The organism is Maricaulis salignorans (genome assembly GCF_900103475.1).
GTDB lineage: Bacteria > Pseudomonadota > Alphaproteobacteria > Caulobacterales > Maricaulaceae > Maricaulis > Maricaulis salignorans.
In genome coordinates this window covers 1-25,758 of sequence record NZ_FNHG01000002.1, presented here as the reverse complement: position 1 = coordinate 25,758, position 25,758 = coordinate 1, and the positions used below count along the sequence as shown (strand labels likewise).

Sequence of the window (25,758 nt, the reverse complement as noted above, 5' to 3'; positions counted from 1 at the left end):
TCTCCTAGAGCTTGCCAAGGGCGGTGACGATGGTCACGCGCTGGGCGTTGATGGCGGGAATAATGCCAGTGATGAAACCCAGCCCGATGGCGAGGGCAAGGCCGATCGAAAGCACGAGCGGGGGCATGCTGAGCCCGGGCAGGAAGGCGGCCATCGCCGCCGCAGAGCCCGCAACCGCCAGTGTTGCGAGGCCGAGGCCGAGCAAACCGCCGACCAGGCTGAGCAGGATGGATTCGATCAACACCATGCGGAAAATGCGCGGCGCCGGGAAGCCGAGGGTCTTCATCACCCCGATTTCCTTGGTCCGCTCATTGATCGCCATAACCATGGTGGTGCCGACAATCATCAAGATGGTCATGAAGGCTGCGCCGACAACGAAGAGCAGGATCAAGGCGATATTGCCGAACTGGGCTGCGAAGGCCTCGTTAAAGGCCGCTTCGGTACTGGTCTCTGTCTCGGCCGGAGAATTGGCGAACAGGGAGTCAATCTCGCGCATGATGCGGTCATTTTGCGCGGCATCAATCGTTGTCAGCACCATCCAGCCGATATTGTCCCGGTTGAAGGCCAGCGCTTCATTGTAATACTCGTAGTGGAACATCGCGTAATTGGTCGGAAGCGTATCGTCTTCCGCGTCGAAAACAGCGCAGACTTCGAAGTCCCAGCTCGATGTGCCGTCCTGTTTCTGCCAGATGTTTGAAAGCAGCGGAATACGATCGCCGACGCTCCATCCATATTGCGTAGCCAGGTCGGCCCCGACCAGCAGGCAGTCGCGCGTATTGAAGAAGGCGGCGCGCTGCTCATCCGGCATGGTCAGTTCTGAGTAGACGGCGAGCCAGCTTTCCGGATCGACGGCGAAGGTCTGTACGAAATTGGCCGGCTCCTGGTAATAGCCGCCGAACCAGCTGGCATGGCTGACATTGGTCACGCCTTCGACCCCCTCGACCCGTCCCCAATAGGCGAACGGCATCGAGACGGTGAAATTGATCCGGTTGACGGTGACAAGCCGGTTGTCGGCCGCGCTCGATGAGCCCGAGGTCCAGACGGAATAGAAGGCGCCCAGGGCTCCGAAGATCAGAAAAGCGATCATGATCGAGAAGATCAGCAGGATGGCCCGCATCTTCTTGCGGAAGAGATTCTTCCTTATCAGGGTGAAATCATTCATTGGGCCAGCTCCGCAGCTTCCACGAAACGGCCCTTGTCGAGATGCAGTTCGCGGCGGGCATATTTCGCGGCGGACGGATCGTGGGTGACCATGATGATGGTCTTGCCGAGATCCTTGTTGAGCAGCTGAAGCGTCTCGAGAATTTCGTCGGCGGACTTGCGGTCGAGATCGCCGGTCGGCTCGTCGCAGAGCAGGACTTTCGGGTCGGCGACAATGGCGCGGGCGATGGCGACACGCTGTTGCTGGCCGCCGGACATCTGGCGCGGTGAATGCCGGGCGCGGTCGGCCAGGCCGACAATATCGAGGGCGGTGGCGACGCGTTCCTTGCGCGCCTTGCCGGACAGATTGGTCAGCAGCAGCGGCAGTTCGACATTCTGCGCGGCGTTCAGCGTCGGCATCAGATTATAGAACTGGAAGATGAAGCCGACATTGGCGGCGCGCCATTTGGCGAGCTTGCCCTGTGACAGCTTGTCGATGCGCACGCCCTGGCAATCCACCGAACCGGAGCTCGGCCGGTCGATGCCGCCGAGCAGGTTGAGCAGGGTCGTCTTGCCGGAGCCGGACGGGCCCATGATGGCGATGAAATCGCCTTCCTGGATCGACATCGTCAATTGTTCGAAAATCGTGATGGCTTCGCGTCCGCGCGTATAGCCCTTGGACAGATCGGTCAGCTGGTAAAGGTCAGTCATGGACGGGTCCTCATTCTCTGTTTCTGGCCGCAAGGGCGGAGGTCTGGTTATACGGTCGCGGCTGTCGGCTTGCGCCGGCCGGGCCTATTCAACAAAAATCACGCGTGCGGCCATGTCCGGCAGGATGCGGTCATCGCGCTCGTCGAAGGCGACGCGGACCTGGATGGTGGCGCGGGCGCGATCAGCGGTCGGGATAATGGCTTCGACATGGGCCGGGATGCGCCAGTCGGGATAGGCATCGAGGCGGGCCTCGACGCGCTGGCCGGGGGTGACGCGGCCGATCTGGCCTTCATTGACGTCGACCTCGATCTCCAGCGAATCCATGTCCACCAGGGTGGCAACGCCGGTCCGGGTAAAGCCGCCGCCCGCCGATGCCGGGGAGAGGATCTCGCCGACCTGGGCATTCTTGGCGATGACGATACCGGCGAAGGGGGCGCGCACGATATGGCGTTCAATCAGGTCCTGCTGGCTGACCAGCATCACGGCGGCAGCGGCCCGGTCGGAGCGCGCGGCGGCCAGTTGTGCGGCCAGGCTGTCGACCTGGGCCTGGGTGGCGCTGACATTGGCTTGTGGTCCGATATTGCGCGCTGCCAGATCGGCGGCCCGCGTTGCCACCAGCCGGGCCTCGGCCAGTTGTGCGTCGAGCGAGCGAATGCGCGCGGAGGCGGCGTTGAGCTGGGATTGCAGCAGGTCAAGCTGGATCAGGGCGCGGGTATCATCGAGCCGGGCCAGTACCTGTCCAACCTCAACGCGGGTGCCTTCTTCAACCAGCACGTCACGGATGCGGCCGGTGATTTCCGCCGAGATCGTCGCCTGGCGGCGCGCCACGACATAGCCTGAAGCGACCAGGCCCGATGTGCGCGGGGCCGGTGCGGCCGGGGCTGCTGGCGATGGGGTGGTGGTGGTCGTGATTGCCGTGGTGACCGGGGCTGCAGCGGGGGCAGGCGCTGGCGGGGTCACGAAAAACCACATCAGGGCCGCAGTCGCGATGATGGCGCCGACGAGCAGGCTGAGCATTGTGATCAGCGAGATACCCGAACGGGCCTCCGGCTCGTCGCGGTCAATGCTCAAGGAATGGAGCTGGGCACTGCGGTCGGTCATTCAATTCCCCCCGGGGTCTGTACGAATGCGATCCCCATATACAACGGCTGCCGGATCAGAACACCCGGTATTCTACGGGTTCGCGTCCCGCCCGGATCATATTTCGCCAATCGCCGCGGAGCCTGCGTCAGTGACCAGGCGGGCGTGCGGGCCGCAGTCAGTCGAAATAGGCGGCGCGCATCATTTCCGACAGATCATGGCCGCGATGGGCCAGGGCGCGGCGCTCGATCTCGACTTCCTCGCCGCAGACCGGACGGCGGCGTTGCTGCACCCGGTAGCCATCATTGAAGCTCTCGATCATCCGGTCGCGCCGGCGGCCGGGCTCGGGGGCTTCCATGGCCAGCAATTCGATCATGCGCTGGCGCCAGGCCTGGGAGTCGAGGCCTTCACAGGCCGAGGCGAGATAGTGTAATTCGCCCAGCGTGTAGGCGAGATAGGGCAGGGCGCGCTCGGTATCGCCGACATCGCGCTGCTGAGTGGAAACGGCGGCGGTATGGGTGGCGAGGCGGTCAATGCCGCGCTGGACCTCGCGTTCAGTGCGCGCCGCCTCTCGCGCGCTGGCGCGGTCCGGTGCGCGCCAATCGGGTGCGCCCGGCTTTTGCGCGTCCGCCCAGCCAGCGGCGAGCGGCAGCAGGATCAGGGTCGCGAGGAGGGCGGTCAGTGTGCGCATGATCGCCATATTGGCGAGATTTATGGCGTGGGCAAGGCAGCGATCATCGTGCGGGCACGCCCGATCACATCGCGGGTCTGGTCCCAGCGCGTCAGGCGCAGGGCCTCATCGAGCGGAAAGAAGGCGGCCTCGGTGACATCATCGGCCGCGACCGGTTCGCCGCCCGTCCAAACGGCGGCGAAGTCACACAGCACATAATGCCAGTCGCCCGGATTGCCCGGTTCGCGGGCGCCGATCGCATCGATGACATCGATCAGCCCGACAATGCGCGCCGTGGTGCCGGTCTCTTCCTTCAGTTCGCGCAGGGCTGTTTCGCGCACAGTCTCGCCAAACTCGACCTTGCCGCCGGGGATCGACCACTCGCCGGTATAGGGCGGCTTGCCGCGCCGGATCAGCAGGACTTCGTCGCCGCGCCAGACGACAATACCGGCACCGGGGACGGGGTGTTTCGGCTCAGCCATATTTGCCGTGTTCCGAATAAATGCCGAGTTGATTGCCGCTCGGATCGGTGAAGAGGAAACGCCGCCCGCCCGGATAATCCTCGCGCAGGGTGATGCGGCCACCGGCAGCCTCGACCCGGCCCTCCGCAGCGATAATGTCTTCGGCCCGCAGCAGGATCAGGGCACCGGTGGGGAAGGGTTTGTCTTCCAGCCGCAGTCCGCCATCAATGCCGGCATTCTCGAAGGCGGCATAGGTCGGGCCGTAATCGAGGAAGGTCCAGCCGAAGGCCTTGGCATAGAAGGTTTTCGCCGCGTCCATATTGGTGACGGGCAGTTCGTTATAGTCAATCTTGAGAACGGTATCGGTCATTTCGCGGTCCAGCCTCCGTCAATCGTGATCGCCGTCCCGTTGGCATTGGCACCGGCATCGGAGACCAGGTATAGCAGCGCGCCGGCCAATTGCTCGAATGTCACGAATTGCTTGGTCGGCTGTGCCGCCAGCATGACATCGCGCACAACCTCCTCTTCGGAAATCCCGCGCGCGCGGGCGGTGTCAGCGATCTGGTTTTCCACCAGCGGTGTCTTCACATAGCCCGGGCAGATCGCATTGCAGGTGATGCCGTCCTCGGCGAGTTCGAGCGCCAGCGTCCTGGTGAAGCCGATCACGCCATGCTTGGCCGCGACATAGGCCGATTTGAACGGTGAGGCGACGAGGCCGTGGACCGAGGCAAGATTGACGATCCGCCCACGCCCCTGGCGCTTCATGATCGGGATCGCCGCGCGCGCTGCATGGAAGACAGAGGTCAGATTGATGGCGATGATCGCATCCCACTTCGCCACCGGGAAATCCTCGACCGGTGAGACATGCTGGATGCCGGCATTGGACAGAAGAATATCCAGCCGTCCGAATTCGCGCTCCGCATAGGCGACCATATCGGTGATCTCGTCCGGCTTGAGCATATTGGCGCCGTGATAGCGAACCTCGACGCCATGATCCGCCGCGATTTTGGCGCGCAAGGCTTCGATCTCGCCCGCATCACCCAGCCCGTTGAGCACGATATTCGCCCCGTTGGCGGCAAGGGCCTCGGCCATAGCCTGGCCAATTCCGCTGGTCGAGCCGGTAATGAGGGCTACCTGGCCGGAAAGGTCGGTACGGATTTCAGACATGAATCACCCTTCAGGTTTGTGCAGGTGCGAAGAGAGGGGATCGACGCGCTCGGGTCAAGGTGCGGTTTGCGTGCCTCTCCATCGACTGCACGTATAGCGAGCATTTGTGCTAAAATGAAAACGCCGGCCATGTTGGGGCCGGCGCAATCCAAGGAAGGAGCAATGTTTCGGTTTCCGAAATGCTGCCTCGTCCTCTGGGTGAGGAAAAAGCGGATCGGCGGCTGGACGCTGTTGATCCGTCTATCCATCGCCTAAAGGGCGGCCAAAGGGGACGGAAGCACCCGTCTCCGGCGGCCCTTGGACGATAACATATTTCAGAGGTGTCGGGAAGAGTTCCGCCCTCAGGCTTCCGCCTTCACCTTGGCTCCTGCTGCCGCTGGCTGCGGCCGTGTGAACAGCAGATCGGTCTCGCTCGAGCCGGCCTCGTCAAACGCATAGCCCCCGGCATCGAACTTCACCAGATCGGCCGGATCGCTGATCCGGTTCTCGATCGCCCAGCGCGCCATCATGCCGCGGGCCTTCTTGGCGAAGACCATCAGCATGCGCGCCTGACCGTCTTTTTCTTCCTTGAAGCTGGCGGTGATAACGCGGGCCTTCAGCGCTTTTTGATCGACAGCCTTGAAATACTCATTGGAGGCCAGGTTGAGCACGACCGGGTCGGTGTCCTCCGCCTGCAGCGCATTGAAATGCTGCGCGATCTTGTCGCCCCAGAAATCATACAGGCTCTCGCCGCGCCGCGTGTGCAGCTTGCGGCCCATTTCGAGGCGGTAGGGGTGGATGCCATCGAGCGGACGCAGCGCGCCATACATGCCCGACAGGATGCGCAGATGATCCTGGGCGTAAGCGAGATCGTCATCATTCAATGTGCCTGCTTCAAGCCCGCGATAAACCTCGCCGGCAAAGGCCAGCGCGGCCTGTTTGCTGCCTGGCTGGTCGGCGTCGAAGGCCTGGAAGCGTTCACGATTGAGCTTGGCCAGATCGGCACTGATCTTCATCAGCGCCTTGATCTTCGAGGTCGACAGCCCGCGCGTCGTCGCCGACAGGGTGCGCGTCTCGTCGAGCAGGGCCGGCACCGTCGCCGGCAGCTTGCGCTCGGGCGCGTCGAAATTCATGTTTTTGGCGGGCGAAAGCAGAATCAGCATGGGTGGTCTCCTTGAGGGGAGAGATAGGCAAACTTGCCGTGTCGCGAAAGGGGCGGGGTGTGCGCCACCCTCCAACCCCCCACCACCGTCATCCCACGGGGACCGCGCAGCGGTCATCCGGGGGACCTTAGCTTTGAGGCTGGATAGGATGCGCCGCCGGCGAAACTTCCCGACCTCATAGCCGAGGTCCCCCGGACACTTGCCTGCGCGATGCGCAGCCAAGCACCGTGGGATGACGGTGGGATTGGGTTTGTATGCAGAGGCGAAACGGCTAGCCCAGCAAAACCCGCGGGTTCATGATGCCCTTCGGATCCAGCGCCTGCTTGATCGCGCGCATCACGGCGACATCGACCGGTTTGCGCGCTGCCAATTCCTCGCGCTTGAGGATGCCGATGCCGTGTTCGGCCGAGATCGAGCCGCCAAATTCGTCGACGGTGTCGTAGACGCAGCTCGATATGGCAGTGCCCTTGGCCAGCATCGCCTGCTGAGTCGCCTCGTCGAGGCCGACGATATTGTAGTGGACATTGCCATCACCGACATGGCCGAAGGCAACGACGACGCCGTCGGGGAAAATCGTCTTGATCCGCTCGCCGGCGAGCTTGATGAAGGCGGCCATTTTCGAGACCGGGATTGAGATATCGTGCTTGATCGCGGTGCCCTGGCCGCGTTCGGCCAGGGCGATGCTTTCGCGAAGTCGCCAGAAATCAAGGGCCTGGCTCTCATTCTCGGCAATCGCGGCATCGCTGATCAATTCCGCTTCGAAGGCCTCACCGAGCGCCGCCTCAAGCGTTTCACGCGCGCCCTCGACACGTCCGAAACTCATCTCGCACACCACATACCAGGGATGCGAGCTCTCCAGCGGGTCGCGGGTGCCGGGCACGAAGGCGAGGACAAAATCGAGCGCCAGGCGCGGCATGATTTCAAACGCCGTGACCGCGCCGCCGGAGACTTTCTTGGCCAGGGACAGGAAGGAGACCGCGTCCTCGACCGAGTTCAGGCCGCAAAAGGCCAGTTCCATCTTGGCCGGGCGCGGGAAGAGTTTCAGGGTTGCGGCGGTGATGATGCCCAATGTGCCCTCGGCGCCGATCAGGAGCTGTTTGAGATCATAGCCGGTATTGTCCTTGCGCAGACCCGTCAGGCCCGACCAGATCGTGCCATCGGGCAGGACGGCTTCCAGGCCGAGCACCAGCTCGCGCGTCATGCCATAGCGCAGGACATGCACGCCGCCGGCATTGGTCGAGATCAGCCCGCCAATCATGGCCGATCCCTGCGAGCCGAGGCTCAGCGGGAAAAGCCGGCCGGCACTGGCGGCGGTGTTTTGCAGGCTCTCCAGGATGCAGCCAGCCTCGACGGTCATCGAGTCATTGTCCGGATCGACTTCGCGCACGGCATTCATGCGCTTGAGCGTCATCAGGACTTCGCCCTGCGGGGTCGAGGCACCGCACAGGCTGGTATTACCGCCCTGCGGCGTGATGGCGATGCCGGCCTCGTGGCAGATCCTGACGGCCGCGGAAACCTCGGCGGTATTGGCCGGCTTGAGCAGGATCGGTGTCTGGCCCTGGAAACGGCCGCGCCAATCGGCGATGTGCGGCCCCAGCTCATTGGCGTCCTGGCTCCAGCCCTTGGGACCGAGCGCGGCCTTGAGACGCGCGATCACATCGCCGGGCAGGGCTTGCGGGCGGGGCGGAGTCTGGGCGTCACTCATGGGCCTGTCCTTGTCACGAACCGTCTCTCGGCGCGGCGGCGCGTTGCAGACGGTCATTGATCGCTTCACCGAGACCTTCATCGGGAATGGGGGCGACCGCAATACATGTCGGGGCGAGCGCGTCCATTTTACGCAGGGCGGCGAACAGGCCCGCAGCCGCTTCGGCCAGATCGCCGGAGGCCGAGAGATTGAGGTCGCCCTCGATGGCGCCGAAACCGAGCAGGACCTCGCCGGCTCCTGCACGCACTGCGTTGAGGCGGATGGCGGCGCCGGGCGCGTAATGGCTGGCCAGCATGCCGGGGCTCGTGGGTGCGTCGGCGTGACCGGCTGTGGCAAGCGGGCCGGTGATGGCTTCGATGCGGGCGCGTTCCAGCCCGCCCGGGCGCAGCAGGGTGGCGCGGCCGTCGAGAATGGCGATGACCGTGGATTCGAGCCCGACCGTGCAGGCGCCGCCATCAAGGATGAGGTCGAGCTTGTCGCCCAGCCCGTCGCTGACATGGCGCGCCGTGGTCGGGCTGACGCCGCCGGACGGGTTGGCGCTGGGGGCGACGAGCGGGCCGCCAAAGCCAGCCAGCAGGGCCCGGGCGCCGGCATGGCCCGGCGACCGAATGGCGACACTGTCGAGCCCGGCATTGGCGAGGTCGCAGATCGGGGCGGCCTTGAGCTTGGGCAGAACCAGGGTCAGCGGGCCGGGCCAGAAGGCGGCGGCCAGTTCACCGGCCAGATCCGGCCACGACGCCAGCGTCTGAGCCATGGCGATGCCGGAGACATGGGCGATCAGCGGATTGAAGCGCGGGCGTCCCTTGGCGGCATAGAGCCGGGCGACCGCGGCCGCGTTATTGGCATCGGCCGCGAGGCCGTACACGGTCTCGGTTGGCATGCCCACCAGACCGCTCTCGCGCAGGATCGCGGCGGCGCGGGCAATGGCGTCAGGACTGTCGGCAGGCAGGACGGGTGCGGTCATGGCTTTGTGCTAGCGCCCGCAAGGGCCGCCCGGCAAGCCTATTCCGCCGCATCGGCCTCGATATGCAGTACCAGCGTCACATTCGCCGCCGTCGTGCCCCAGCCCGGTGCCCCGACGCCGTAATCGGTGCGGGCGATGGTCAGGCGGGCATCGGCGATGGCGTGGCCATTGGCGATCTCGAGCGTGAAGGGCAGGATGACCGGTTGGGAGACGTCGCGAATGGTCAGGACGCCATGCGCGTCATACCCGGTTTCAGTGGCGCGGATATCGCCGGACTCGAACAGGGCCAGCGGATGCGCTGCGGGTGCCAGGCCATCGGTACCGAGCATCGGGTCGTCGACACCATTGCTGCCGGTCGCGCCGGTCGCCGTTTGCACCCGGGCGCTGATCTGTGCGGTTTCCAGCGCGGTTGGATCAAGCGTGATCTGTGCCGACCAGTCGGAGAATTCGCCCGCGACCGGGCCGCCAAAGGCTGTGGTTTCGAAACCGACCGAGCTGGCGTCGCGGTCGATATTCCAGTCCTGGGCCGCCGCCAGGCTTGGCGACAGGCACAGGGCGAGGCAGGCAGTGAGGGTACGCAACATCATGATATTCAGCCTTTGAGGAATGGCAGCATGCGGGCCATCAGCCCGTCCTTGTCGATGAATTGATGCTTGATCGCTGCGGCGAAATGAAGGCCGACCAGAACCAGCAAGACCCAGGCCCCCTTGCCGTGGATATTGCCGACCAGCTCGTGGAAATCATGATCCTGCGAGACCGGCAGGCGCGGCAGGATGAGGTCGGGATTATTGAACAGCATGGTGGGCAGCTCGGTCGTCGACGCGGCGACCCAGCCGACCAGGGGCAGGCCGATCATCAGGCCGTAGAACGCCCAATGCGTGGCCTTGGCGACCATCTCTTCCCAGGATTTCATGCCGGCGGGCATGGACGGCGTCTTGTGCATCAGGCGCCAGGCGAGGCGGCCAAAGCTGAGCAGCAGGACCAGCATGCCGACCGTCTTGTGGGCATTATAGGCGAACTGGACCTCGGCGAGGCTCACATCGCCGCTGCCATCGCGCAGGGCGTGACCCAGATCCTCCATATACCAGCCGTAGAAGACCATGCTGATCAGCAAGATGCCGATCACCCAATGGAGGACAATGGCGACAGTTGTGTAGCGTGTGGCTTCGGTCATGACGGGGCTCCCTGCCGCAGAAACTCGGCTTCAATATGAATGCGTATTTCGGTGCCAACGATGGAGGCTGGCAGGCTGCCGACAGCGAAATCCGTGCGGTCGATCACCATGTCGGCGCCGAATCCGATCGTGTCGCCGCCTGCCAGCATGTTGAAGCTCCCGCCGTAAAACTCAATCTCCATAACCGCATTAATCCTGCGGCCATTCATCACAATATGGCCGAAGGCGCGGCCATGCGTGGCATCGATCCGCTCGCTGGTGAAGATGATTTGCGGGTGTTGATCAGCGTGCAGCCAGCCATTGGCGAGGTCGCGGTCGAAATCGGCATTGCCGGTGGAGATGGAGTTGGCGTCGATGATCGCGGTCAGCTGCGCGGCCTGTGGATCGGCCGGATCAAAATCGAGACTGGCTTCCAGCCTGTCAAAACGGCCCGTATACCAGGCCAGGCCGAAATGGCGCACGCGCCAGATGACGCTGGCATGCGCGTCATCGAGCACCCAGCTGCCCGCCGGCAGGCGGCGGGGATCGGTGGTCGGTGTCGCGCAGCCTGCGATCAGCAGCGCAAACAGGACCACAGCGATGGGCGTGCGGGCGAACATGGGCCTCACCCTAAACCCTGTTGCGCGACCGGAAAGCCACATCTTCACGCTGCGACGAAAAAACACTGTTTCCGCGCTCGCATGTTTGGCCGTGCGCGCTATCCTGCGGCCCGGATTTCAGGAGAGACGGCATGACCTATCGCGCACCCGTGGACGAGCTTCGCTTTACCCTTGTGGAAGTTGCCGCTGTCGATGTGTTGAAGGCCACCGGTGCTTTCCCGGACTTCACCGATGACATCACGCTCGCCATCCTGGAAGAGGCAGCCAAACTGGCCAATGATGTGCTCGCCCCGCTCAACAAGACCGGCGATGCCGAGCATTGCAAACTCGACAATGGCGTCGTCACCACGCCGACGGGTTTCAGGCAAGCCTATGCCAAATTCGTCGAGGGCGGATGGCAAGGCCTGCAATTCCCGACCAAGGTGGGTGGCATGGGCCTGCCGCGCGCGCTCGGTGTCGCGACGCTGGAAATGGTGCAATCGGCCAACATGGCCTTCGGCCTTGGCCCGATGCTGACCTATGGCGCGATTGAAGTCCTGCTGGTGCACGGCACTGACGAACAGCGCGCCGCCTATCTGCCCAAGCTGCTGAATGGCGAATGGTCAGCGACGATGAATCTGACCGAGCCGCAAGCCGGCTCCGATGTCGGCGCCCTGCGCACCAAGGCCGAGCCGAATGGTGATGGCAGCTGGGCCGTGTCGGGCCAGAAGATCTTCATCACCTGGGGCGAGCATGATTGCGCCGACAATATCCTCCACCTCGTGCTGGCCCGCACGCCGGGATCGCCGGCCGGGACCAAGGGCCTCTCGCTCTTCATCGTGCCGAAAATCCTCGATGATGGCAGCCGCAATGGCGTGCAGGCGATCGGGCTCGAGCACAAGCTGGGCATTCATGGCTCACCAACCTGCACGATGGAATATTCCGGCGCCAAGGGCTGGCTGATCGGCGCTGAGAATGCCGGCATGAAAGCCATGTTCACGATGATGAATTCGGCCCGGCTCAATGTCGGCGTCCAGGGCGTGGGCATTGCCGAGCGCGCCTATCAGCAGGCCCTGGCCTTCGCCAAGGACCGCAAGCAGGGCAAGGCGATCGACGGCAAGGGGCCGGGCCCGCACCCGATCATCCAGCATCCCGATATCCAGCGTTCCCTGGCGATGATGAAATCCAAGATCGCCGCCTCGCGCGCCATTTGCATGGCCTGCGCCGTGGCGGCTGACCTGTCGGAATATGCCGAGGATGAGGATGAACGCGCCGCCGCCAAGCGCCGCGAGGAATTGCTGACCCCGATCGCCAAGGCCTGGTCAACCGATATCGGCGTCGAAGTGGCGTCGATGGGGATCCAGATCCATGGCGGCATGGGCTATATCGAAGAGACCGGCGCGGCCCAGCATTTGCGCGATGCCCGCATCACCCCGATCTATGAAGGCACCAATGCGATCCAGGCGATGGATCTGGCCGGCCGCAAGCTCAACATGCAGGGCGGCGCTGCCTTCACCGAGCTCTATGCCGATATCGAATTGACGATTGAAGCCTGCTCTACCTCCAGCCATCCCGACCTGCCGCTGCTCGGTGAACGCCTTGAGGAAGGCCTCGACTCGCTGCGCGAAGCCGCGACCTGGATGTCGGAAGCCGATCCGGCCGATGTCCTGGCCGGCGCCACGCCTTTCCTGACCCTGGCCGGTGAAGTCATCGGCGGCTGGATGCTCTGCATCGGCGCCGTCGCCGCACGCCGCCGCCAGAAAGACAAGCTCGGCGACCCGGTCTTCGCCGCCCAGCGCATCGCCCTGGCCGGCTTCTACTGCGAAGCCGTCCTCACCCTGGCGCACGCACGGGTCGACGACATCACCATGGGTGTCGAGATGATCAGCGATGTCGGGTTTGGCGTGGACTGAGCGGGCTGATGGCTCTGGGGAGGCGCTGGTTTTCCGGGCGAGGGCGGTCCCTGCGCCCGGGGTGACCGCGCGCAGGGCCGTGTGCCGGCCGGGGCGGACCCCGGCGGTTTTGGAAAGCCTATTCGTCGCGGATCGCGTCGTCGAGGACTTCACCGGCATCCTGGATGTCCTGTCCGGCACCCTTGAGGGTCTGGCAGGAGGCCAGGAAGAGGCAGCTGAAAATGATCATGGCTAGAATACGCATGGGATTCTCCAATGGTGACGTGATCGTCACCGCTTTAGTTGTAACACAAAACGGAACGCAAACCGCTCGAATACGGTGAAGCGCTGTGCGTGAAGCCCCGGCATGCCGACAGGCTTCAAGCCGCTTCAATCCAGGGTCTTGAGACGATCTGGTCTGTTGGTGATCAGGCGGGACGACGCAGGCGTCAGGCGCGCCGTACCAGGCTGAGCAGGAGCAGGACGGCGACCGCGCCAACCGTGGCGCCGACTATCGCGCCGACAATGCCGTGCAGGGCAGCGATGCCGAGCAGGCCGAACAGCCAGCCGCCGACAAAGGCGCCGACAATGCCGACGACGATATTCCCGAGCAGGCCGAAGCCATAGCCCTTGACGATGAGGCCGGCGAGCCAGCCGGCAACGGCACCGATGAACAACCAGATAAGCAATCCACTGAGAGTCATTGTGTCATACCTCAAATAGTTCGTCGAAAACCAGCCCGAATGGACTGGTAGTTTCGAAAATAATGCCAAGTTTTCAGAGGGTCAACAGTTGGTCATTACCATCCGGCATTATAGTTGGGATATGGCAAACGTCATAGTGATTTCCGCGAACACTTCCCTGGATGTGGGCCGTCGAGGCGGTTACTCGGCCTAAATGCAATCATTCCAGGCGCTTGTATCAGCACCGGCGGGGGCACATCCCCCGCCTTCGCGCCTAAACCCAATAGCCTTCAGGATCGGCATTGCCGCGGCCGTCGACCAGGCGGATCAGTCCGACGATGGAGCGGATCAGCACCCACAGCCAGACCAGGCCGAAGCCGAGAAAGCCGAATGGCGAGAGGATCAGGGTCATGATCAGCCCGGTGCTGGCGATAATACCGAAGACGGCGACCCAGAAGGTGCGGATCTGGAAGACGTAGTGAGAGTGAAGCCAGCCTGGAGACGTGTCTTTGCGGGCATAGGCAATGATGACGGCGATCAGCGTCGTGACGCCGATGATATTGCCGACCAGGATCAGGATATAACCCAGTCCGGCCATCAGGCGCTCGTCGCGATCGGCGGTGCGGTCGGATTCGGGTTCGAATATTGTCTGGGTCATGGGCAAACTCCTTCAGCCCGCAATGTCCCAGTTTAGAGATGAGCGGCCAAGGGGGAATGCGCGCGCGACGGTCCCCATGGTGCCGCTGCGGGGATTGAAACAGGGTGCGGCTCCGATGCCACGCGACCGGGCAATTCATCGCCGCGAGGTCTCACGGCCTTGGTTGTGCCCTGAATTCGGCGTATGCGGCTGGCAGGATCGAATACAGGATGCATGTCGACATGTTTCAGTCTGCCCTTATCTGGCTACGAGACCATGGCGGATTGGCTTTGCTCGCTGGTGGCATGGCGATTTATCTCGTCCTGCTGGTGCTCGACCTGTCGGTCGGCTGGCGCTTCGCCTATCCTTACAATCTTGTCTGGGTCGGCGTGGTCGCGCTGCCGGCAGCAGGCATCGCACTGATGTATCTGAACACCTGCGATGAAAGCGATGATGACCGGCCGCATTGATGCCCGGCTCCAAGAGGGGAAATGAAATGAGTTTGATCGTAACCATGTCCGACACTGTTCCCGGCCGCGAGATCGACAGCGTGGTCGGTGTGGCGCGCGGCAATGTCGTGCGGGCACGCTTTTTCGGACGCGATTTTGTCGCCGGATTGCGCAATCTGGTCGGCGGCGAAGTGCCGGAATATACCAAGCTTCTCTCCGAGACCCGCGAGCAGGCCCTCGACCGTATGGTCCGCCATGGCGAAGAACTCGGCGCCGATGCAATCATCACCTTCCGCCTCGCCACCTCGACGGTGATGGAAGGTACGGCTGAAATCCTGGCTTACGGAACTGCGGTGAAACTGAAATGAGCCCTCTGGTAAAACGCCTGGCGGGCCGTGCCGCCGATGAAGTTGTAGAGACTGGCCGCTTCCTGGTTGGTGTGGCTGCTGTCTGGCTGGGGCTTGTGACCTTCGGCTTCGCCGCCTTCCACATTCCATCGGAAAGCATGCAGCCCTCGCTGGAAGTTGGCGATCGGGTCCTGGTGTCGAAATGGGCCTATGGCTATTCGCGCCATTCCCTGCCGCTCGGTGTCGGCTACCTGTTGCCCGACAACTGGAATGCGCGTCTGGCCTGGTCTGAGCCGCGTCGCGGCGATGTCGTGGTCTTCCGCGATGAGCGTCAATCGCCGCCGCGCAATCTGATCAAGCGCGTCATTGGCATTGGCGGTGACGTGATCGAAGTGCGTGACGGACGGCTCTATATCAATGGCGAAGCGCCGCCGCGTGTGCTCGAGGATATTCGCAGTTTCCGCGAACACCCGACGCAGCGTGTCCAGACGGTCACCCATTATACCGAGACCTTGCCGCTGGATCGCAGCCATCCGATCTATGAGCAGGATGACAACCACCCGCTCGACAATTACGGACCGGTGACCGTCTTGCCTGGAACCGTCTTCGTGATGGGCGATAACCGGGATGCCTCGCGCGACAGCCGCGCTTCGCCGGGTCCGGGTCTGGTGCCGCTGGCCAATGTGGTTGGCCGTGCCGAAACCGTGTTGTTCACCTTCGCCCGCTGCCGCCGCGAAGACGGGCTGCACTGCCCGAGCGGACGTGTCTGGCAGGGGCTGTAGGATGAGCCGGCTGGAGGCCATCACCCGGCATTTGCCAGGCTGGGCACGCAGTGGTCTCGATGAGGCGGGCGACGCCGTGCACTTTCTCGCCGGGGTGGCGGGACTGTGGTTTGCGATGACGTCGGTCGCCTTTGCCTTTTTCTATATCCCGTCGGAAAGCATGCAGCCCACGCTTGAGGTCGGCGACCGGATCCTGGTGTCGAAATGGGCGTATGGCTATTCGCGCCACTCCCTGCCGCTGGGGCTCGGCGATCATTTGCCCGAGAGCTGGGACGGCCGTATTGGCTGGGCGGTGCCGGATCGCGGCGATGTCGTGGTGCTGCGCGACACGCGCCAGAACCTGACGCTGATCAAACGCGTGATCGGCCTGCCCGGCGATGAGATCGCCGTACGTGAAGGCCGGCTCTACATCAATGGCAATGTGGTCGAGCGCGAACTCGTCGACCGGCGCAGCTACCGGCAGTTTCACGGCTATCCGGAAGTGGTCGAGGTCGAGCACTATGTCGAAACCTTCCCGGAGGGTTTCAGCCATGAAACCTATGAGCGCGACGACCGTCAATATCTCGACGAATTCGGCCCGGTCATCATCCCCGCCGGCCGGATTTTCCTGATGGGCGATAATCGCGACAACTCCACCGATAGCCGCGCCGCTGACGGGCCGGGTTTTGTGCCGATTTCGCACGTGATTGGCCGCGCCGAGACCGTGCCCTTCACCTTTGCGCGCTGCCGCATCGAGCCGGGGCTGTATTGTCCGTCGGGCCGGGTCTGGCGCGGGCTGTGATAGCGCTCTAACCTTCCGTCCAAGAAAACAGATCGGGAGAGCGCCATGAGCCTCAAGAACAAGACGATATTCATCACCGGCGCCAGCCGCGGCATTGGCCTGGCAATCGCCGAGCGTTGTGCCCGCGATGGCGCCAATATCGTCATCGCGGCCAAGTCGGATACCGAGCAGGCCAAGCTGGAGGGCACGATCCACTCAGCGGCTGAAGCTGTTGAGGCCGCCGGTGGCCAGGCCCTGGCGGTCAAGTGCGATATCCGCGACGAAGCCCAGGTCGAGGCCGCTGTGGCGGCTGCGGCGGACCGCTTTGGCGGCATTGATGCCGTGATCAATAACGCCTCGGCGATCTTCCCGCGCGGCACCAGCGACGTACCGATGAAGCGCTATGACCTGATGCACCAGGTCAATGGCCGCGGCACGTTTATGGTGACGCAGAAATGCCTGCCTTGGCTGGAAAAGGCCGAGAATCCGCACATCATCGCGCTGTCGCCACCGCTCGACATGCGGCCGATGTGGTTTGGGCCACACGTCGCCTATACCAGCGCCAAATACCAGATGAGCCTGTGCATTCTTGGCTGGGGTGAGGAATTCAAGGGCCGCATCGCCGCCAATGCGATCTGGCCGCGCACGGCCGTCGCGACCGCCGCCATCTCCAATATCCTCGCCGATGACGAGGCGATGAAATCCTGCCGCAAGCCGGAAATTCTCGCCGAGACGGCCTATCGCGTTCTCAACAAGCCGGCGGCCAGCTTCACCGGCAATTTCCTCATCGATGACAGCTTCCTTTATGACGAAGGCGAGCGCGATTTCGAGCAATACAGCTATGTGCCGGGCATCGAACTCTTGCCGGATTTCTTCGTGCCTGAAGACGTGCCGGCTCCGCCGGGTGTCAAAATCATGGATGTATCGCTGGGGCATTGAGGCGGGGCACGGCCCGGTGCGCGTCGTCTCGACGCGGCGCGCATCCCAGCTGTGCCATTCGCGTTTTCGGCCCTGCGGTCTTGTGCCCTGTGGTCTTGTGCAATGTGAATATCAGAACAGACTGACCCCATGAGAACATTGGTCATCGACAATCCGGCCAGCCGGATGCATCGCGTCCCGCCGGGCCATCCCGAACATGAGGGGCGTTACACCGCCGTCCGCGAGGCACTGGCGGGCCTGGCCCAGCCGGTCTGGCACGCGGCCAAACCGTCCGGCATTGCCGCGGTCGAACGTTTTCATACGGCTGATTATGTCGAGCGCGTCCGCGCTGCCTGCCTCACGGCGGGGCCGTCAGAATGGATTGCGCTGGATCTGGATACCAAGGTCTGCCGCGAATCCTGGGATGCGGCGCTGGCCACGGCGGGCGGCGCGATTGATGCCGTCGATCGCATCATGGCGGGCGGCGCTGATGCCGCCTTCTGCCTGGCCCGCCCGCCAGGCCATCATGCCGAGCCGGACCGCGCGATGGGCTTCTGCCTGCTCAATTCGATCGCCATTGCGGCATTGCACGCGCTGGACGTCCACAAACTCTCGCGCGTTGCGATCATCGATATCGACGTGCATCACGGCAATGGGTCGCAATGCCTGGCTGAAATTGATGAGCGGGTGTTTTTCGGCTCCCTGCACCAGTCGCCGCTCTATCCCGGCACCGGTGCAGCCGCGGAGACGGGACTCAACGGGAATGTCGTCAATCTGCCCTTGATGGCGGGGACAGGCGGCGCCGCCTGGCGCGAAGCTTTCGAAACCGGCCTGAGGCCGGCGCTCGCCGCCTTCCGGCCGGACTTCATCTTTGTCTCCGCCGGTTTCGATGCCCATGAACGCGATCCGGCTGGTGGTCTCGCCTTGCTGGAGGCAGATTTCGCCTGGGCGGCGACGGAACTCGCCAGCCTCGCCGCCGAATTTGCGTCCTCGCGGCTTGTTTCCGTGCTGGAGGGCGGATACGACTGCCCGGCGCTTGGCCGCTCGGCAGCTGCCTTTGTGCACGCCTTGGCCGAGGCATGAATTCTGGTCAGACCGGTCGCGAAGGGGCGCGTCGGCTGAATGTTTCCGACCCCGTCAGCCAGCCGATGCCCAAAACCGATTTGACACCTTCCCCGGAAAAACCGGGCCCGATCACCATTGCCCGGCATGGCAGACCCGATGCCGACCGCACGACCATGCTCGACTGGCGCGGCTATGAGAGCTGGTGGGATGATTGCTACCAGCCGGCCGGGCTCCATCCCGACCAGACGCCACCGGACGATCTGATTGCCGTTGCCGCCGCCGCCGACATCATTTTCGCCAGCACATTGCGGCGGGCCATCGAGACCGCGCGGGCTGTTGCGCCGGGACGCGAACTGGTGATTGACGCCTGTTTCATCGAAGCCGAATTGCCGCCGCCGGCGATGGCTGGCCGTTTCATGGCCAAGACCTGGGGCGTGTTTGCGCGTTGTTCCTGGTGGCAGGGTTTTTCGCGTGGCCGCGAAAGCCGCAAGGATGCCGAAATACGCGCCGCCCTCGCCGCGCGCACCCTGGTGGAGGCCGCGCAATCGGGGCCGGTCCTGCTGTGTGCGCATGGATGGTTCAACCGCATGATGCGCCCGCACATGCGCGCGCTCGGCTGGCGCTGCGTGCGGGATGGTGGCGACAGCTACTGGTCGTTCCGCCGCTATGAATACCGCCCACGATAAATGCGGAATTGCCGCCCGGCGGGCGGCTGCCTATGTTGCAGACCTTGCAGGAGAGTCGTTATGGCCGACACACCCAATGCCGATATTGAAACGATGAGCTTTGAGCAGGCGTTGGCCCAGCTGGAGACGATCGTGCAGCAGCTGGAATCCGGCGAAGTCGAGCTCGAGCGGTCGATCGCGATCTATGAGCGCGGCGCCGCCCTACGTGCCCATTGCGATGGCAAGCTGAAAGATGCCGAGTTGAAGGTCGAGAAGATCGTCCGCGGTGAAGACGGCAAGCCGGCAGCTGAACCTGCGGGGCTGGACTGATCCGGTGACCGGTTCGAACGCCACGATCGAGGACTTCCTCAAGCTCGACATCCGGATTGGCACGATTGTCCGCGCCGCCGAATTCCCCGAGGCCCGCAAGCCGGCGATCCAGCTCTGGATCGATTTTGGCGGCGAGTTGGGCGAGAAGAAATCCTCGGCCCAGATCACGGCGCATTACACGCCCGAAAACCTGGTCGGCAAGCAAGTGCTGGCTGTGGTGAATTTTCCGCCGCGTCAAATCGGCCCGATGCGCTCTGAAGTGCTGACTCTTGGCGTTTCTGATGGCAAGGGAGAGATCGTGCTTATGACGCCTGATCAAGCCGTGCCGAACGGATCCCGCCTGCACTAGGCGGTTCTGCCGGACCGGTCGACAGGGCTGGCCATGAGACAGGCAGGACGGGCTGCAACTGCCGGGCCGATCGTGACGGGCCGGAAGCAACAGGACAGGCGAGGGTGATGGACAGTTTCGAGAAACGCCTGAATGAGGCTGCCGACCGGGTCACCGTCGCGCTCGATGCCCTGCTGCCGCGCGCTGAAGGCCCGGAGAGCCAGCTCAATTCGGCGATGCGCTATGCCGCGCTCGGGCCGGGCAAGCGTTTGCGGCCCTTCCTGGCGATCGAATGCGGCCGCCTGGTCAATGCCGATGAACGCGGTTTGTTGCGCGTCGCCTCGGCGCTGGAATGCATCCATGCCTATTCGCTGATCCATGATGATCTGCCCTGCATGGATGATGATGATCTGCGCCGCGGCCGGCCGACTGTGCACCGCGCCTATGACGAAGCAACTGCGGTTCTGGCCGGCGATGCCCTGCAGGCGGTGGCTTTCGAGATCCTCGCCCATCCCGACACGCATAATCGCGGCAGCGTCCGCGCCCGGCTGGTCGAGCGCCTGTCGCGCGCCTGCGGCCCCTATGGCATGGTCGGCGGGCAGATGATCGACATTCTGGGCGAGCGCCAGGAACTTGATATTTCGATCGTCACGCGCATGCACCGGATGAAGACCGGTGCCCTTATCAGCTATGCCGCCGAGACGGCCTGCATCCTGCGCGATGTCGAGCCACAGATACGCCGGGCGCTTGAAGGGTTTGCCCATGATCTCGGCCTGGCTTATCAGATAACGGACGATTTGCTCGACGCGACCGGAAACGCGGCGGACACAGGAAAAGCGGTCGGCAAGGATGCCGGTCAAGGAAAAGCCACCTTTGTCACCATTCTGGGGGTTGAGGGCGCGCAGGACCGTTCGCAGCATCTGGCCGCGCAGGCCAAGGATCATCTCGAACCGTTTGGCGCGCGGGCAGACACTCTCAAAGAAGCGGTTGATTATGTTATCAATCGCCGCTCCTGAAAGGCTGGTATTCGCATGACCACAAGCACGCCCAATCTCGACCGCATCACCGCGCCAGCCGATCTGAGAAATCTCGATCGTGACATGTTGATCGCGGTGGCGGACGAATTGCGCGCCGAGACGATCAATGCGGTCTCGGTGACCGGCGGCCATCTCGGCGCCGGGCTGGGTGTGGTTGAGCTGACGACGGCCCTGCACCATGTGTTCGAGACGCCGAAGGATATCCTGATCTGGGATGTCGGCCATCAATGCTATCCGCACAAGATTCTCACCGGTCGCCGCGACCGGATTCGCACCCTGCGCCAGGGCGGGGGGCTGTCAGGCTTCACCAAGCGTTCTGAAAGCGAATATGACGCATTCGGCGCGGCCCATGCCTCGACCTCGATCTCTGCCGCGCTGGGCTTCGCCGTGGCGCGCGATCTGAAGGGCGAAAGCAATAATGTCATCGCCGTGATCGGTGATGGCTCGATGTCGGCGGGCATGGCCTATGAGGCGATGAATAATGCCGGCGGGCTCGACAAGCGCCTGATCGTCATCCTCAATGATAACGACATGTCGATCGCGCCGCCGGTCGGCGCGATGAGCCACTATTTCGCCCGCCTGGTATCGTCGCAAAGCTATCGCAGCCTGCGCAAGATCGGAAAGGGCGTCGCCAAGGCCATCGGCGTCGAGGGCCCGGCCCGCAAGGCCGAGGAATACATGCGTGGCATGGCGATGGGCGGGACCCTGTTCGAGGAAATGGGCTTTCGCTATGTCGGCCCGATCGACGGTCATGATCTCGACCAGCTGGTGCCGGTGCTGCGCAATATCCGCGACGGCGATGACGGGCCGGTCCTGATCCATGTCGTGACCCAGAAAGGCAAGGGCTATGCCCCGGCCGAGGCGGCGGACGACAAATATCATGGCGTCGCCAAGTTCAATGTCGTCACCGGCGAGCAGCAAAAGGCCGCCAGTGGCCCGGCCTCCTATACCAAGGTTTTCGCGCAGCAATTGATCCGTGAAGCGGAGACCGATGACCGCATTGTCGGCATCACGGCTGCCATGCCGGGCGGTACCGGGCTGGACCTGTTTGCCGAACGCTTCCCGGAGCGATGTTTCGATGTCGGTATCGCCGAGCAGCACGCGGTCACCTTCGCCGCCGGTCTGGCTGCTGACGGCATGAAGCCCTTCGCCGCCATTTATTCCACCTTCCTGCAACGCGGCTACGACCAGGTCGTCCATGATGTCGCGATCCAGGGCCTGCCCGTCCGCTTCGCGATTGACCGGGCTGGTCTGGTCGGTGCCGATGGCGCTACCCATGCCGGCTCTTTCGATGTCGGCTATCTCGGCGCCCTGCCGGGCATGGTCTTGATGGCTGCGGCCGATGAGGTTGAACTGGCCCGCATGGTCGCGACTTCGGTCCAGATTGATGACCGGCCGTCGGCCTTCCGCTATCCGCGTGGCAATGGTCTGGGCCTTGAAATGCCGGCCGTGATTGAGCCTCTCGCCATCGGTAAGGGCCGGATCGTTCGCGAAGGCACCAGCATCGCGCTGCTGTCCCTGGGGACACGCCTGGACGAGGCGCTCAAGGCCGCCGATGCGCTGGGCGCCCAAGGTTATTCCACGACCGTCGCCGATGCCCGCTTTGCCAAACCGCTCGATGAAGACCTCATCCTGCGCCTGGCGCGCGAGCATGAAGTCCTGGTGACGATCGAAGAGGGCGCACGCGGCGGATTTGGCGCCTTCGTGTTGCAGCTTCTCGCCGAGCGCGGCGCGCTCGACCATGGGCTGAAAATCCGCACCATGACCCTGCCGGATGTGTTCCAGGATCACGACGCGCCGTTCAAGATGTATGACACGGCCGGTCTCAATGCCCGCCACATCGCGGCCACCGCGCTGGAGGCATTGGGGCGCAATCAGGACCTGGCCAAGTCCGTCGTCGCGCCGATGCTGGCCGAATAGGCCGGTGATGCCGCAGTGAGGCCGATGGACCGGATGCCGCCGGAAATGCTGAGCGGCGAAGGCGGCGCGATCCGGCTCTGCGAGCATCTCGAGCCGCGGGCTCCGACCCATGTCCCGACCCTGCGATATGCCATCGAGGCGGCGGGGCAGACTGTGGGCGAAGTTCGGGTTCGACTGGGCGATAGTGATGATCTCAAACGCCATTTCGGCCAGATCGGCTATGAAGTCTACCCGGCATATCGCGGCCGCGGCCATGCCAGCCTGGCTTGCCAGCTTGCGCTCACTGTCATGAGGGATCTCGGTTATGGCGAGGCCTGGATCACCTGCAATCCGGAAAATCTCGCCTCGCGCCGTGTCTGCGACAAGGCTGGCGCCGAGCTGGTCGAAATCATCGATATTCCGGTCGAACATGTGATGTATGAGCATGGCATCCGGCAAAAATGCCGCTACCGGATTGTGTTGTGATGCGCGCCGACCTCTACCTGGTTCACCATGGTCTCATCGAGACCCGCGCCAAGGCGCAGGAGGCGATTGCTGCCGGCATGGTCAGCATTGACGGGCAGGTTGTCACCAAGGCCTCGCAAAAAATCCCCGAGGGTGCGATCGTGCAGGCCAGCCCGGCCCATCCTTATGTATCACGGGCGGCGCTCAAGCTTGTCGCCGCTCTCGACCGCTTTGCGATCGATCCGGCTGGACGCACCTGCCTGGATGTCGGCTCATCGACGGGGGGCTTTACCGAGGTCCTGCTCGAGCGCGGTGCGGCGAGGGTCCATGCCGTCGATGTCGGGCATGACCAGCTTCACCCCAGCTTGCGCAGCGATTCCCGGGTGGTCTCGATGGAAGGGGTGGATGCACGATCATTGACCGGGGCGGTGTTTGCCGAGCCGCCTTCGCTGATCGTCTGCGATGCCAGCTTCATTTCTTTACTGAAAGTGATCCCCAGGCCGATGTCCCTGGCCGCAAACCAGGCTGACTTGATCGCGTTGATCAAACCCCAGTTCGAGGTGGGCAGGGCCGCGATCGGACGCGGCGGTCTGGTGAAAAGTCCGAAGGAACGCGCCCGCGCTGTCGCGGAGGTTCGTGCCGCGCTGGACGGTCTCGAGGGCTTTTGCGTACGCGATGTCATCGAGAGTCCGGTCAAGGGTGGGGACGGCAATCAGGAGTATCTAATTGCCGCCCGCCGGAATGTCGACTCGCGCTGATCGCAAAGCTGCGCGGCGATTACTGGGTGTAGGTGTCGTAGGGGCGCCAGATATCGTCATTGCCCTGGCACATATAGACCTGGTCAACGGTCGCCTGGCCGTATGAATCCATGCGCCGGGTCGAGGTCCACTGACAATTCCAGTCCTGGGCGCCGGTATTGTAGATGCGGGCATCCTGACTGGCCTGGGCGCCACCGAGCAATTGGGTCGATGAACGTGAGCCATAGCCGTCGACATAGCCATAATCTGTGCCGTCATCGCGGTAGCCTTGCGTTGGATAGCCGCGATAGCCCTGATCCTGGTAGGAATTATCGGCATAACCGGGCTTGCCCGGATAGGCCTCGTAATCGTCAAAGCCCCGGCTGGTGCGCGTCGGTGCACACGGATCGCTGCCGCCGGCAATTCCGGCTCCGATCAGCGCGCCAACCCCGGCGCCTGCAATAGTGCCGACTTCCTCGGCATTGCCGCGGTCATTGCGGTGATGCCGGCCGCGATAGGGGGTGTGGTGTCTGCGACCGCCGCGGCGGTATTCGCGTTGATTATTCGAGTCATCAGCCAGCTCATTACCGATAACGGCGCCAAGAATGCCACCAATGATCGCGCCGGCGACCTGCCGGCCCTGGCGGTCAGATTCGCAATTGCCATAAGCCTGCGCCTGGGCGGAGGCCGTGGGCACCACGACAGCGAAGGCAGTGGCGGCGAGCAGGGCGGTTGTCAGCATTTTCATGTCAGTCTCCTGGCGTGGGCGGGCCATTTCTGACCCGACTTTCACCCAGACCATAAGGGCGGGGTGATGAGCCGGGGATGAACGGTCTGTGCGGCCCTGCAAGGCTAGTGCCGGGAGCCTCGCGGCCGCAAGCAAAAAAATAGGGGCCGCACCTTGCCGGCACGGCCCCTGTCTGATCAGCGCTGCAGCTGATTATTGCTGCCGTGCGACTTCCCAGTCGCCATAGGCATCGCGGCACATGCGGACCTGATCATAGCTGAACGTCCCGTCCGGCATGTAGATCTCGGCATCGCCCCAGCGGCATTCCGTATTGGCATAGGCATAGCTGTCGCGGATCACGATACTGCCGCGCACGCCGGAATAGGGATTGCCCCAGTAATAGGGTTGCCCGTTCTCGAAGGCGTAATTCATCGCATATTGATACTGAACCTTGTCGCAGTCATCGAGCTGGCTGACTGCGCTGCCGAGCACGGCACCGAATCCGGCTCCGAGCAGAATTCCGGCTCCGACATTGTCGCCATCGGCCGCCGCGCCGCCAATGATCGCGCCCAGAATGGCACCGACCGCGGTGCCATTGCCATTGCGTTCATAGTGGCAGGCCCGGTCGTAATAGGCGAACTGGCGGGTGTTGTAGCCATGGTCATAATAGCGAGAATTATACCGCCAACGGGTCGATGGCCCGTAATGGCCGTAATAGCGCGAATTATTCCAGCCAACATTCAGATGCCGAACCCAGCGGATATCGCTGCGGTGGTCGGAACGGTAGAATGAGTGGCGTCGCTGGGCGTATTCGTGGCGGCGGCGATCATTGCGATAGCCGACCTGGTTCCGGCCCGGACGGTAATCATGGGAGCCGGGACGGCTGGAACCGGTTCTCGGGCCGCGTGGATTATGACCGGGACGGCTCGTTCCAGCTCTCGGACCCCGCGGGTTATAGGCTCCATCGCGACCCGGGCGTGAGCCGGGACGGGTGGTTCCGGATCTCGGACCCCGCGGGTTATAGGCTCCGTCGCGACCCGGGCGTGAGCCGGGACGGGTGGTTCCGGATCTCGGACCCCGCGGGTTATAGGCTCCATCGCGACCCGGGCGTGAGCCTGGGCTGGTGGATCCTGATCTTGGTCCGCGCGGGTTATGCGCGCCGTCGCGGCCCGGCTGCGCGCCGGGACGGTATGTTCCGGTGCGTGGACTACTACCACTACTACCGGGGTGGGAATCGGAGCGGCG

32 protein-coding genes are annotated in these 25,758 nt (G+C 63.5%); 14 read left to right on the top strand and 18 right to left on the bottom strand.

What is annotated here, in order from left to right; translation table 11 throughout:
* Nucleotides 1-4: 4 nt before the first annotated feature.
* From BLT42_RS01875 to BLT42_RS01815, 13 genes are all read right to left on the bottom strand, one after another.
* The gene (locus BLT42_RS01875) at nucleotides 5-1,162 is read right to left on the bottom strand and encodes an ABC transporter permease (RefSeq protein WP_091765972.1); all 1,158 of its coding nucleotides are present in this window, start codon (nucleotides 1,160-1,162) and stop codon (nucleotides 5-7) included.
* On the bottom strand, nucleotides 1,159-1,851 hold the full coding sequence (locus BLT42_RS01870; protein ID WP_091765969.1) for an ABC transporter ATP-binding protein: 693 nt from the start codon (nucleotides 1,849-1,851) through the stop codon (nucleotides 1,159-1,161). Before BLT42_RS01870 ends, BLT42_RS01875 begins: the two co-directional genes overlap by 4 nt.
* Before the next feature lie 84 nt (nucleotides 1,852-1,935).
* Nucleotides 1,936-2,952 (bottom strand): efflux RND transporter periplasmic adaptor subunit, encoded by a 1,017-nt coding sequence (locus BLT42_RS01865; RefSeq protein ID WP_091765966.1) that lies wholly within the window; start codon nucleotides 2,950-2,952, stop codon nucleotides 1,936-1,938.
* Between the two features lie 157 nt (nucleotides 2,953-3,109).
* Complete coding sequence (locus tag BLT42_RS01860; protein WP_176780205.1) at nucleotides 3,110-3,622, bottom strand: TIGR02301 family protein; 513 nt, start codon at nucleotides 3,620-3,622, stop codon at nucleotides 3,110-3,112.
* Nucleotides 3,623-3,642: 20 nt separating this feature from the next.
* Nucleotides 3,643-4,083, bottom strand: coding sequence for an NUDIX hydrolase (locus tag BLT42_RS01855; RefSeq protein ID WP_091765960.1), 441 nt, complete (start codon nucleotides 4,081-4,083; stop codon nucleotides 3,643-3,645).
* Nucleotides 4,076-4,432, bottom strand: coding sequence for a VOC family protein (locus BLT42_RS01850; RefSeq protein ID WP_091765957.1), 357 nt, complete (start codon nucleotides 4,430-4,432; stop codon nucleotides 4,076-4,078). Before BLT42_RS01850 ends, BLT42_RS01855 begins: the two co-directional genes overlap by 8 nt.
* Nucleotides 4,429-5,229 carry a 3-hydroxybutyrate dehydrogenase gene (locus tag BLT42_RS01845; RefSeq protein ID WP_091765954.1) on the bottom strand — a complete coding sequence of 267 codons (801 nt, stop codon included), beginning with the start codon at nucleotides 5,227-5,229 and terminating at the stop codon, nucleotides 4,429-4,431. Before BLT42_RS01845 ends, BLT42_RS01850 begins: the two co-directional genes overlap by 4 nt.
* A 341-nt stretch (nucleotides 5,230-5,570) precedes the next feature.
* On the bottom strand, nucleotides 5,571-6,371 hold the full coding sequence (gene yaaA / locus BLT42_RS01840; protein ID WP_091765951.1) for a peroxide stress protein YaaA: 801 nt from the start codon (nucleotides 6,369-6,371) through the stop codon (nucleotides 5,571-5,573).
* A gap of 271 nt (nucleotides 6,372-6,642) precedes the next feature.
* Entirely contained in the window at nucleotides 6,643-8,076 is a 1,434-nt protein-coding gene (locus BLT42_RS01835) for an FAD-binding oxidoreductase (protein ID WP_091765948.1), read from the bottom strand.
* Nucleotides 8,077-8,089: 13 nt separating this feature from the next.
* Nucleotides 8,090-9,040 carry an L-threonylcarbamoyladenylate synthase gene (locus tag BLT42_RS01830; RefSeq protein ID WP_091765945.1) on the bottom strand — a complete coding sequence of 317 codons (951 nt, stop codon included), beginning with the start codon at nucleotides 9,038-9,040 and terminating at the stop codon, nucleotides 8,090-8,092.
* A 38-nt stretch (nucleotides 9,041-9,078) separates the two neighbouring features.
* On the bottom strand, nucleotides 9,079-9,627 hold the full coding sequence (locus tag BLT42_RS01825) for a YceI family protein (protein WP_091765943.1): 549 nt from the start codon (nucleotides 9,625-9,627) through the stop codon (nucleotides 9,079-9,081).
* A 5-nt stretch (nucleotides 9,628-9,632) separates the two neighbouring features.
* Nucleotides 9,633-10,214, bottom strand: coding sequence for a cytochrome b (locus tag BLT42_RS01820; protein WP_091765940.1), 582 nt, complete (start codon nucleotides 10,212-10,214; stop codon nucleotides 9,633-9,635).
* A complete protein-coding gene (locus BLT42_RS01815; protein WP_091765938.1) occupies nucleotides 10,211-10,813 on the bottom strand; it encodes a YceI family protein in 603 nt (200 codons plus the stop codon). The genes BLT42_RS01820 and BLT42_RS01815 overlap by 4 nt, the downstream gene beginning before the upstream one ends.
* A 131-nt stretch (nucleotides 10,814-10,944) precedes the next feature.
* Between BLT42_RS01815 and BLT42_RS01810 the strand changes: the two genes are divergently transcribed.
* Nucleotides 10,945-12,705: an acyl-CoA dehydrogenase gene (locus tag BLT42_RS01810; protein WP_091765935.1), complete on the top strand. Its 1,761-nt coding sequence runs from the start codon at nucleotides 10,945-10,947 to the stop codon at nucleotides 12,703-12,705.
* A 118-nt stretch (nucleotides 12,706-12,823) separates the two neighbouring features.
* Here the strand turns inward: BLT42_RS01810 and BLT42_RS01805 are convergent, their stop codons facing one another.
* From BLT42_RS01805 to BLT42_RS01795, 3 genes are all read right to left on the bottom strand, one after another.
* The gene (locus tag BLT42_RS01805) at nucleotides 12,824-12,949 is read right to left on the bottom strand and encodes an entericidin A/B family lipoprotein (protein ID WP_143024006.1); all 126 of its coding nucleotides are present in this window, start codon (nucleotides 12,947-12,949) and stop codon (nucleotides 12,824-12,826) included.
* 184 nt (nucleotides 12,950-13,133) lie between these two features.
* On the bottom strand, nucleotides 13,134-13,388 hold the full coding sequence (locus tag BLT42_RS01800; protein WP_091765929.1) for a GlsB/YeaQ/YmgE family stress response membrane protein: 255 nt from the start codon (nucleotides 13,386-13,388) through the stop codon (nucleotides 13,134-13,136).
* Between the two features lie 253 nt (nucleotides 13,389-13,641).
* A complete protein-coding gene (locus BLT42_RS01795; RefSeq protein WP_233342257.1) occupies nucleotides 13,642-14,025 on the bottom strand; it encodes a DUF4870 family protein in 384 nt (127 codons plus the stop codon).
* 221 nt (nucleotides 14,026-14,246) lie between these two features.
* On the opposite strand from BLT42_RS01795, the gene BLT42_RS14920 reads away from it, so the two are divergent.
* The 13 genes from BLT42_RS14920 to BLT42_RS01735 all read left to right on the top strand — a co-directional run bounded on the left by BLT42_RS14920 (nucleotide 14,247) and on the right by BLT42_RS01735 (nucleotide 23,807).
* On the top strand, nucleotides 14,247-14,474 hold the full coding sequence (locus BLT42_RS14920; RefSeq protein WP_143024005.1) for a hypothetical protein: 228 nt from the start codon (nucleotides 14,247-14,249) through the stop codon (nucleotides 14,472-14,474).
* Between the two features lie 26 nt (nucleotides 14,475-14,500).
* Nucleotides 14,501-14,821, top strand: coding sequence for a YbjQ family protein (locus tag BLT42_RS01790; protein WP_091765926.1), 321 nt, complete (start codon nucleotides 14,501-14,503; stop codon nucleotides 14,819-14,821).
* A complete protein-coding gene (gene lepB / locus BLT42_RS01785) occupies nucleotides 14,818-15,582 on the top strand; it encodes a signal peptidase I (RefSeq protein WP_091765924.1) in 765 nt (254 codons plus the stop codon). Before BLT42_RS01790 ends, lepB (BLT42_RS01785) begins: the two co-directional genes overlap by 4 nt.
* Before the next feature lies 1 nt (nucleotide 15,583).
* Nucleotides 15,584-16,363 carry a signal peptidase I gene (gene lepB, locus BLT42_RS01780; RefSeq protein WP_091765922.1) on the top strand — a complete coding sequence of 260 codons (780 nt, stop codon included), beginning with the start codon at nucleotides 15,584-15,586 and terminating at the stop codon, nucleotides 16,361-16,363.
* A 45-nt stretch (nucleotides 16,364-16,408) separates the two neighbouring features.
* Nucleotides 16,409-17,281 (top strand): SDR family oxidoreductase, encoded by an 873-nt coding sequence (locus BLT42_RS01775; protein WP_091765919.1) that lies wholly within the window; start codon nucleotides 16,409-16,411, stop codon nucleotides 17,279-17,281.
* Nucleotides 17,282-17,410: 129 nt separating this feature from the next.
* Entirely contained in the window at nucleotides 17,411-18,343 is a 933-nt protein-coding gene (locus tag BLT42_RS01770; protein WP_091765916.1) for a histone deacetylase family protein, read from the top strand.
* Between the two features lie 80 nt (nucleotides 18,344-18,423).
* Nucleotides 18,424-19,011, top strand: a complete 588-nt coding sequence (locus BLT42_RS01765; protein ID WP_233342256.1) for a histidine phosphatase family protein — start codon at nucleotides 18,424-18,426, stop codon at nucleotides 19,009-19,011.
* Between the two features lie 60 nt (nucleotides 19,012-19,071).
* Nucleotides 19,072-19,320 carry an exodeoxyribonuclease VII small subunit gene (locus tag BLT42_RS01760; RefSeq protein WP_091765913.1) on the top strand — a complete coding sequence of 83 codons (249 nt, stop codon included), beginning with the start codon at nucleotides 19,072-19,074 and terminating at the stop codon, nucleotides 19,318-19,320.
* Nucleotides 19,321-19,324: 4 nt separating this feature from the next.
* Nucleotides 19,325-19,669 carry a tRNA-binding protein gene (locus BLT42_RS01755; RefSeq protein ID WP_091765911.1) on the top strand — a complete coding sequence of 115 codons (345 nt, stop codon included), beginning with the start codon at nucleotides 19,325-19,327 and terminating at the stop codon, nucleotides 19,667-19,669.
* A gap of 107 nt (nucleotides 19,670-19,776) precedes the next feature.
* On the top strand, nucleotides 19,777-20,664 hold the full coding sequence (locus BLT42_RS01750; protein WP_091766829.1) for a polyprenyl synthetase family protein: 888 nt from the start codon (nucleotides 19,777-19,779) through the stop codon (nucleotides 20,662-20,664).
* Nucleotides 20,665-20,679: 15 nt separating this feature from the next.
* Complete coding sequence (gene dxs, locus BLT42_RS01745; protein ID WP_091765908.1) at nucleotides 20,680-22,605, top strand: 1-deoxy-D-xylulose-5-phosphate synthase; 1,926 nt, start codon at nucleotides 20,680-20,682, stop codon at nucleotides 22,603-22,605.
* A gap of 24 nt (nucleotides 22,606-22,629) precedes the next feature.
* Nucleotides 22,630-23,070 (top strand): GNAT family N-acetyltransferase, encoded by a 441-nt coding sequence (locus BLT42_RS01740; protein ID WP_091765905.1) that lies wholly within the window; start codon nucleotides 22,630-22,632, stop codon nucleotides 23,068-23,070.
* Nucleotides 23,070-23,807 carry a TlyA family RNA methyltransferase gene (locus tag BLT42_RS01735; RefSeq protein ID WP_091765902.1) on the top strand — a complete coding sequence of 246 codons (738 nt, stop codon included), beginning with the start codon at nucleotides 23,070-23,072 and terminating at the stop codon, nucleotides 23,805-23,807. The genes BLT42_RS01740 and BLT42_RS01735 overlap by 1 nt, the downstream gene beginning before the upstream one ends.
* Nucleotides 23,808-23,826: 19 nt before the next feature.
* Here the strand turns inward: BLT42_RS01735 and BLT42_RS01730 are convergent, their stop codons facing one another.
* A complete protein-coding gene (locus tag BLT42_RS01730; RefSeq protein WP_091765899.1) occupies nucleotides 23,827-24,534 on the bottom strand; it encodes a hypothetical protein in 708 nt (235 codons plus the stop codon).
* A 192-nt stretch (nucleotides 24,535-24,726) separates the two neighbouring features.
* A partial coding sequence (locus BLT42_RS15070; RefSeq protein WP_407657263.1) for a hypothetical protein occupies nucleotides 24,727-25,758 on the bottom strand: 1,032 nt, incomplete at its 5' end.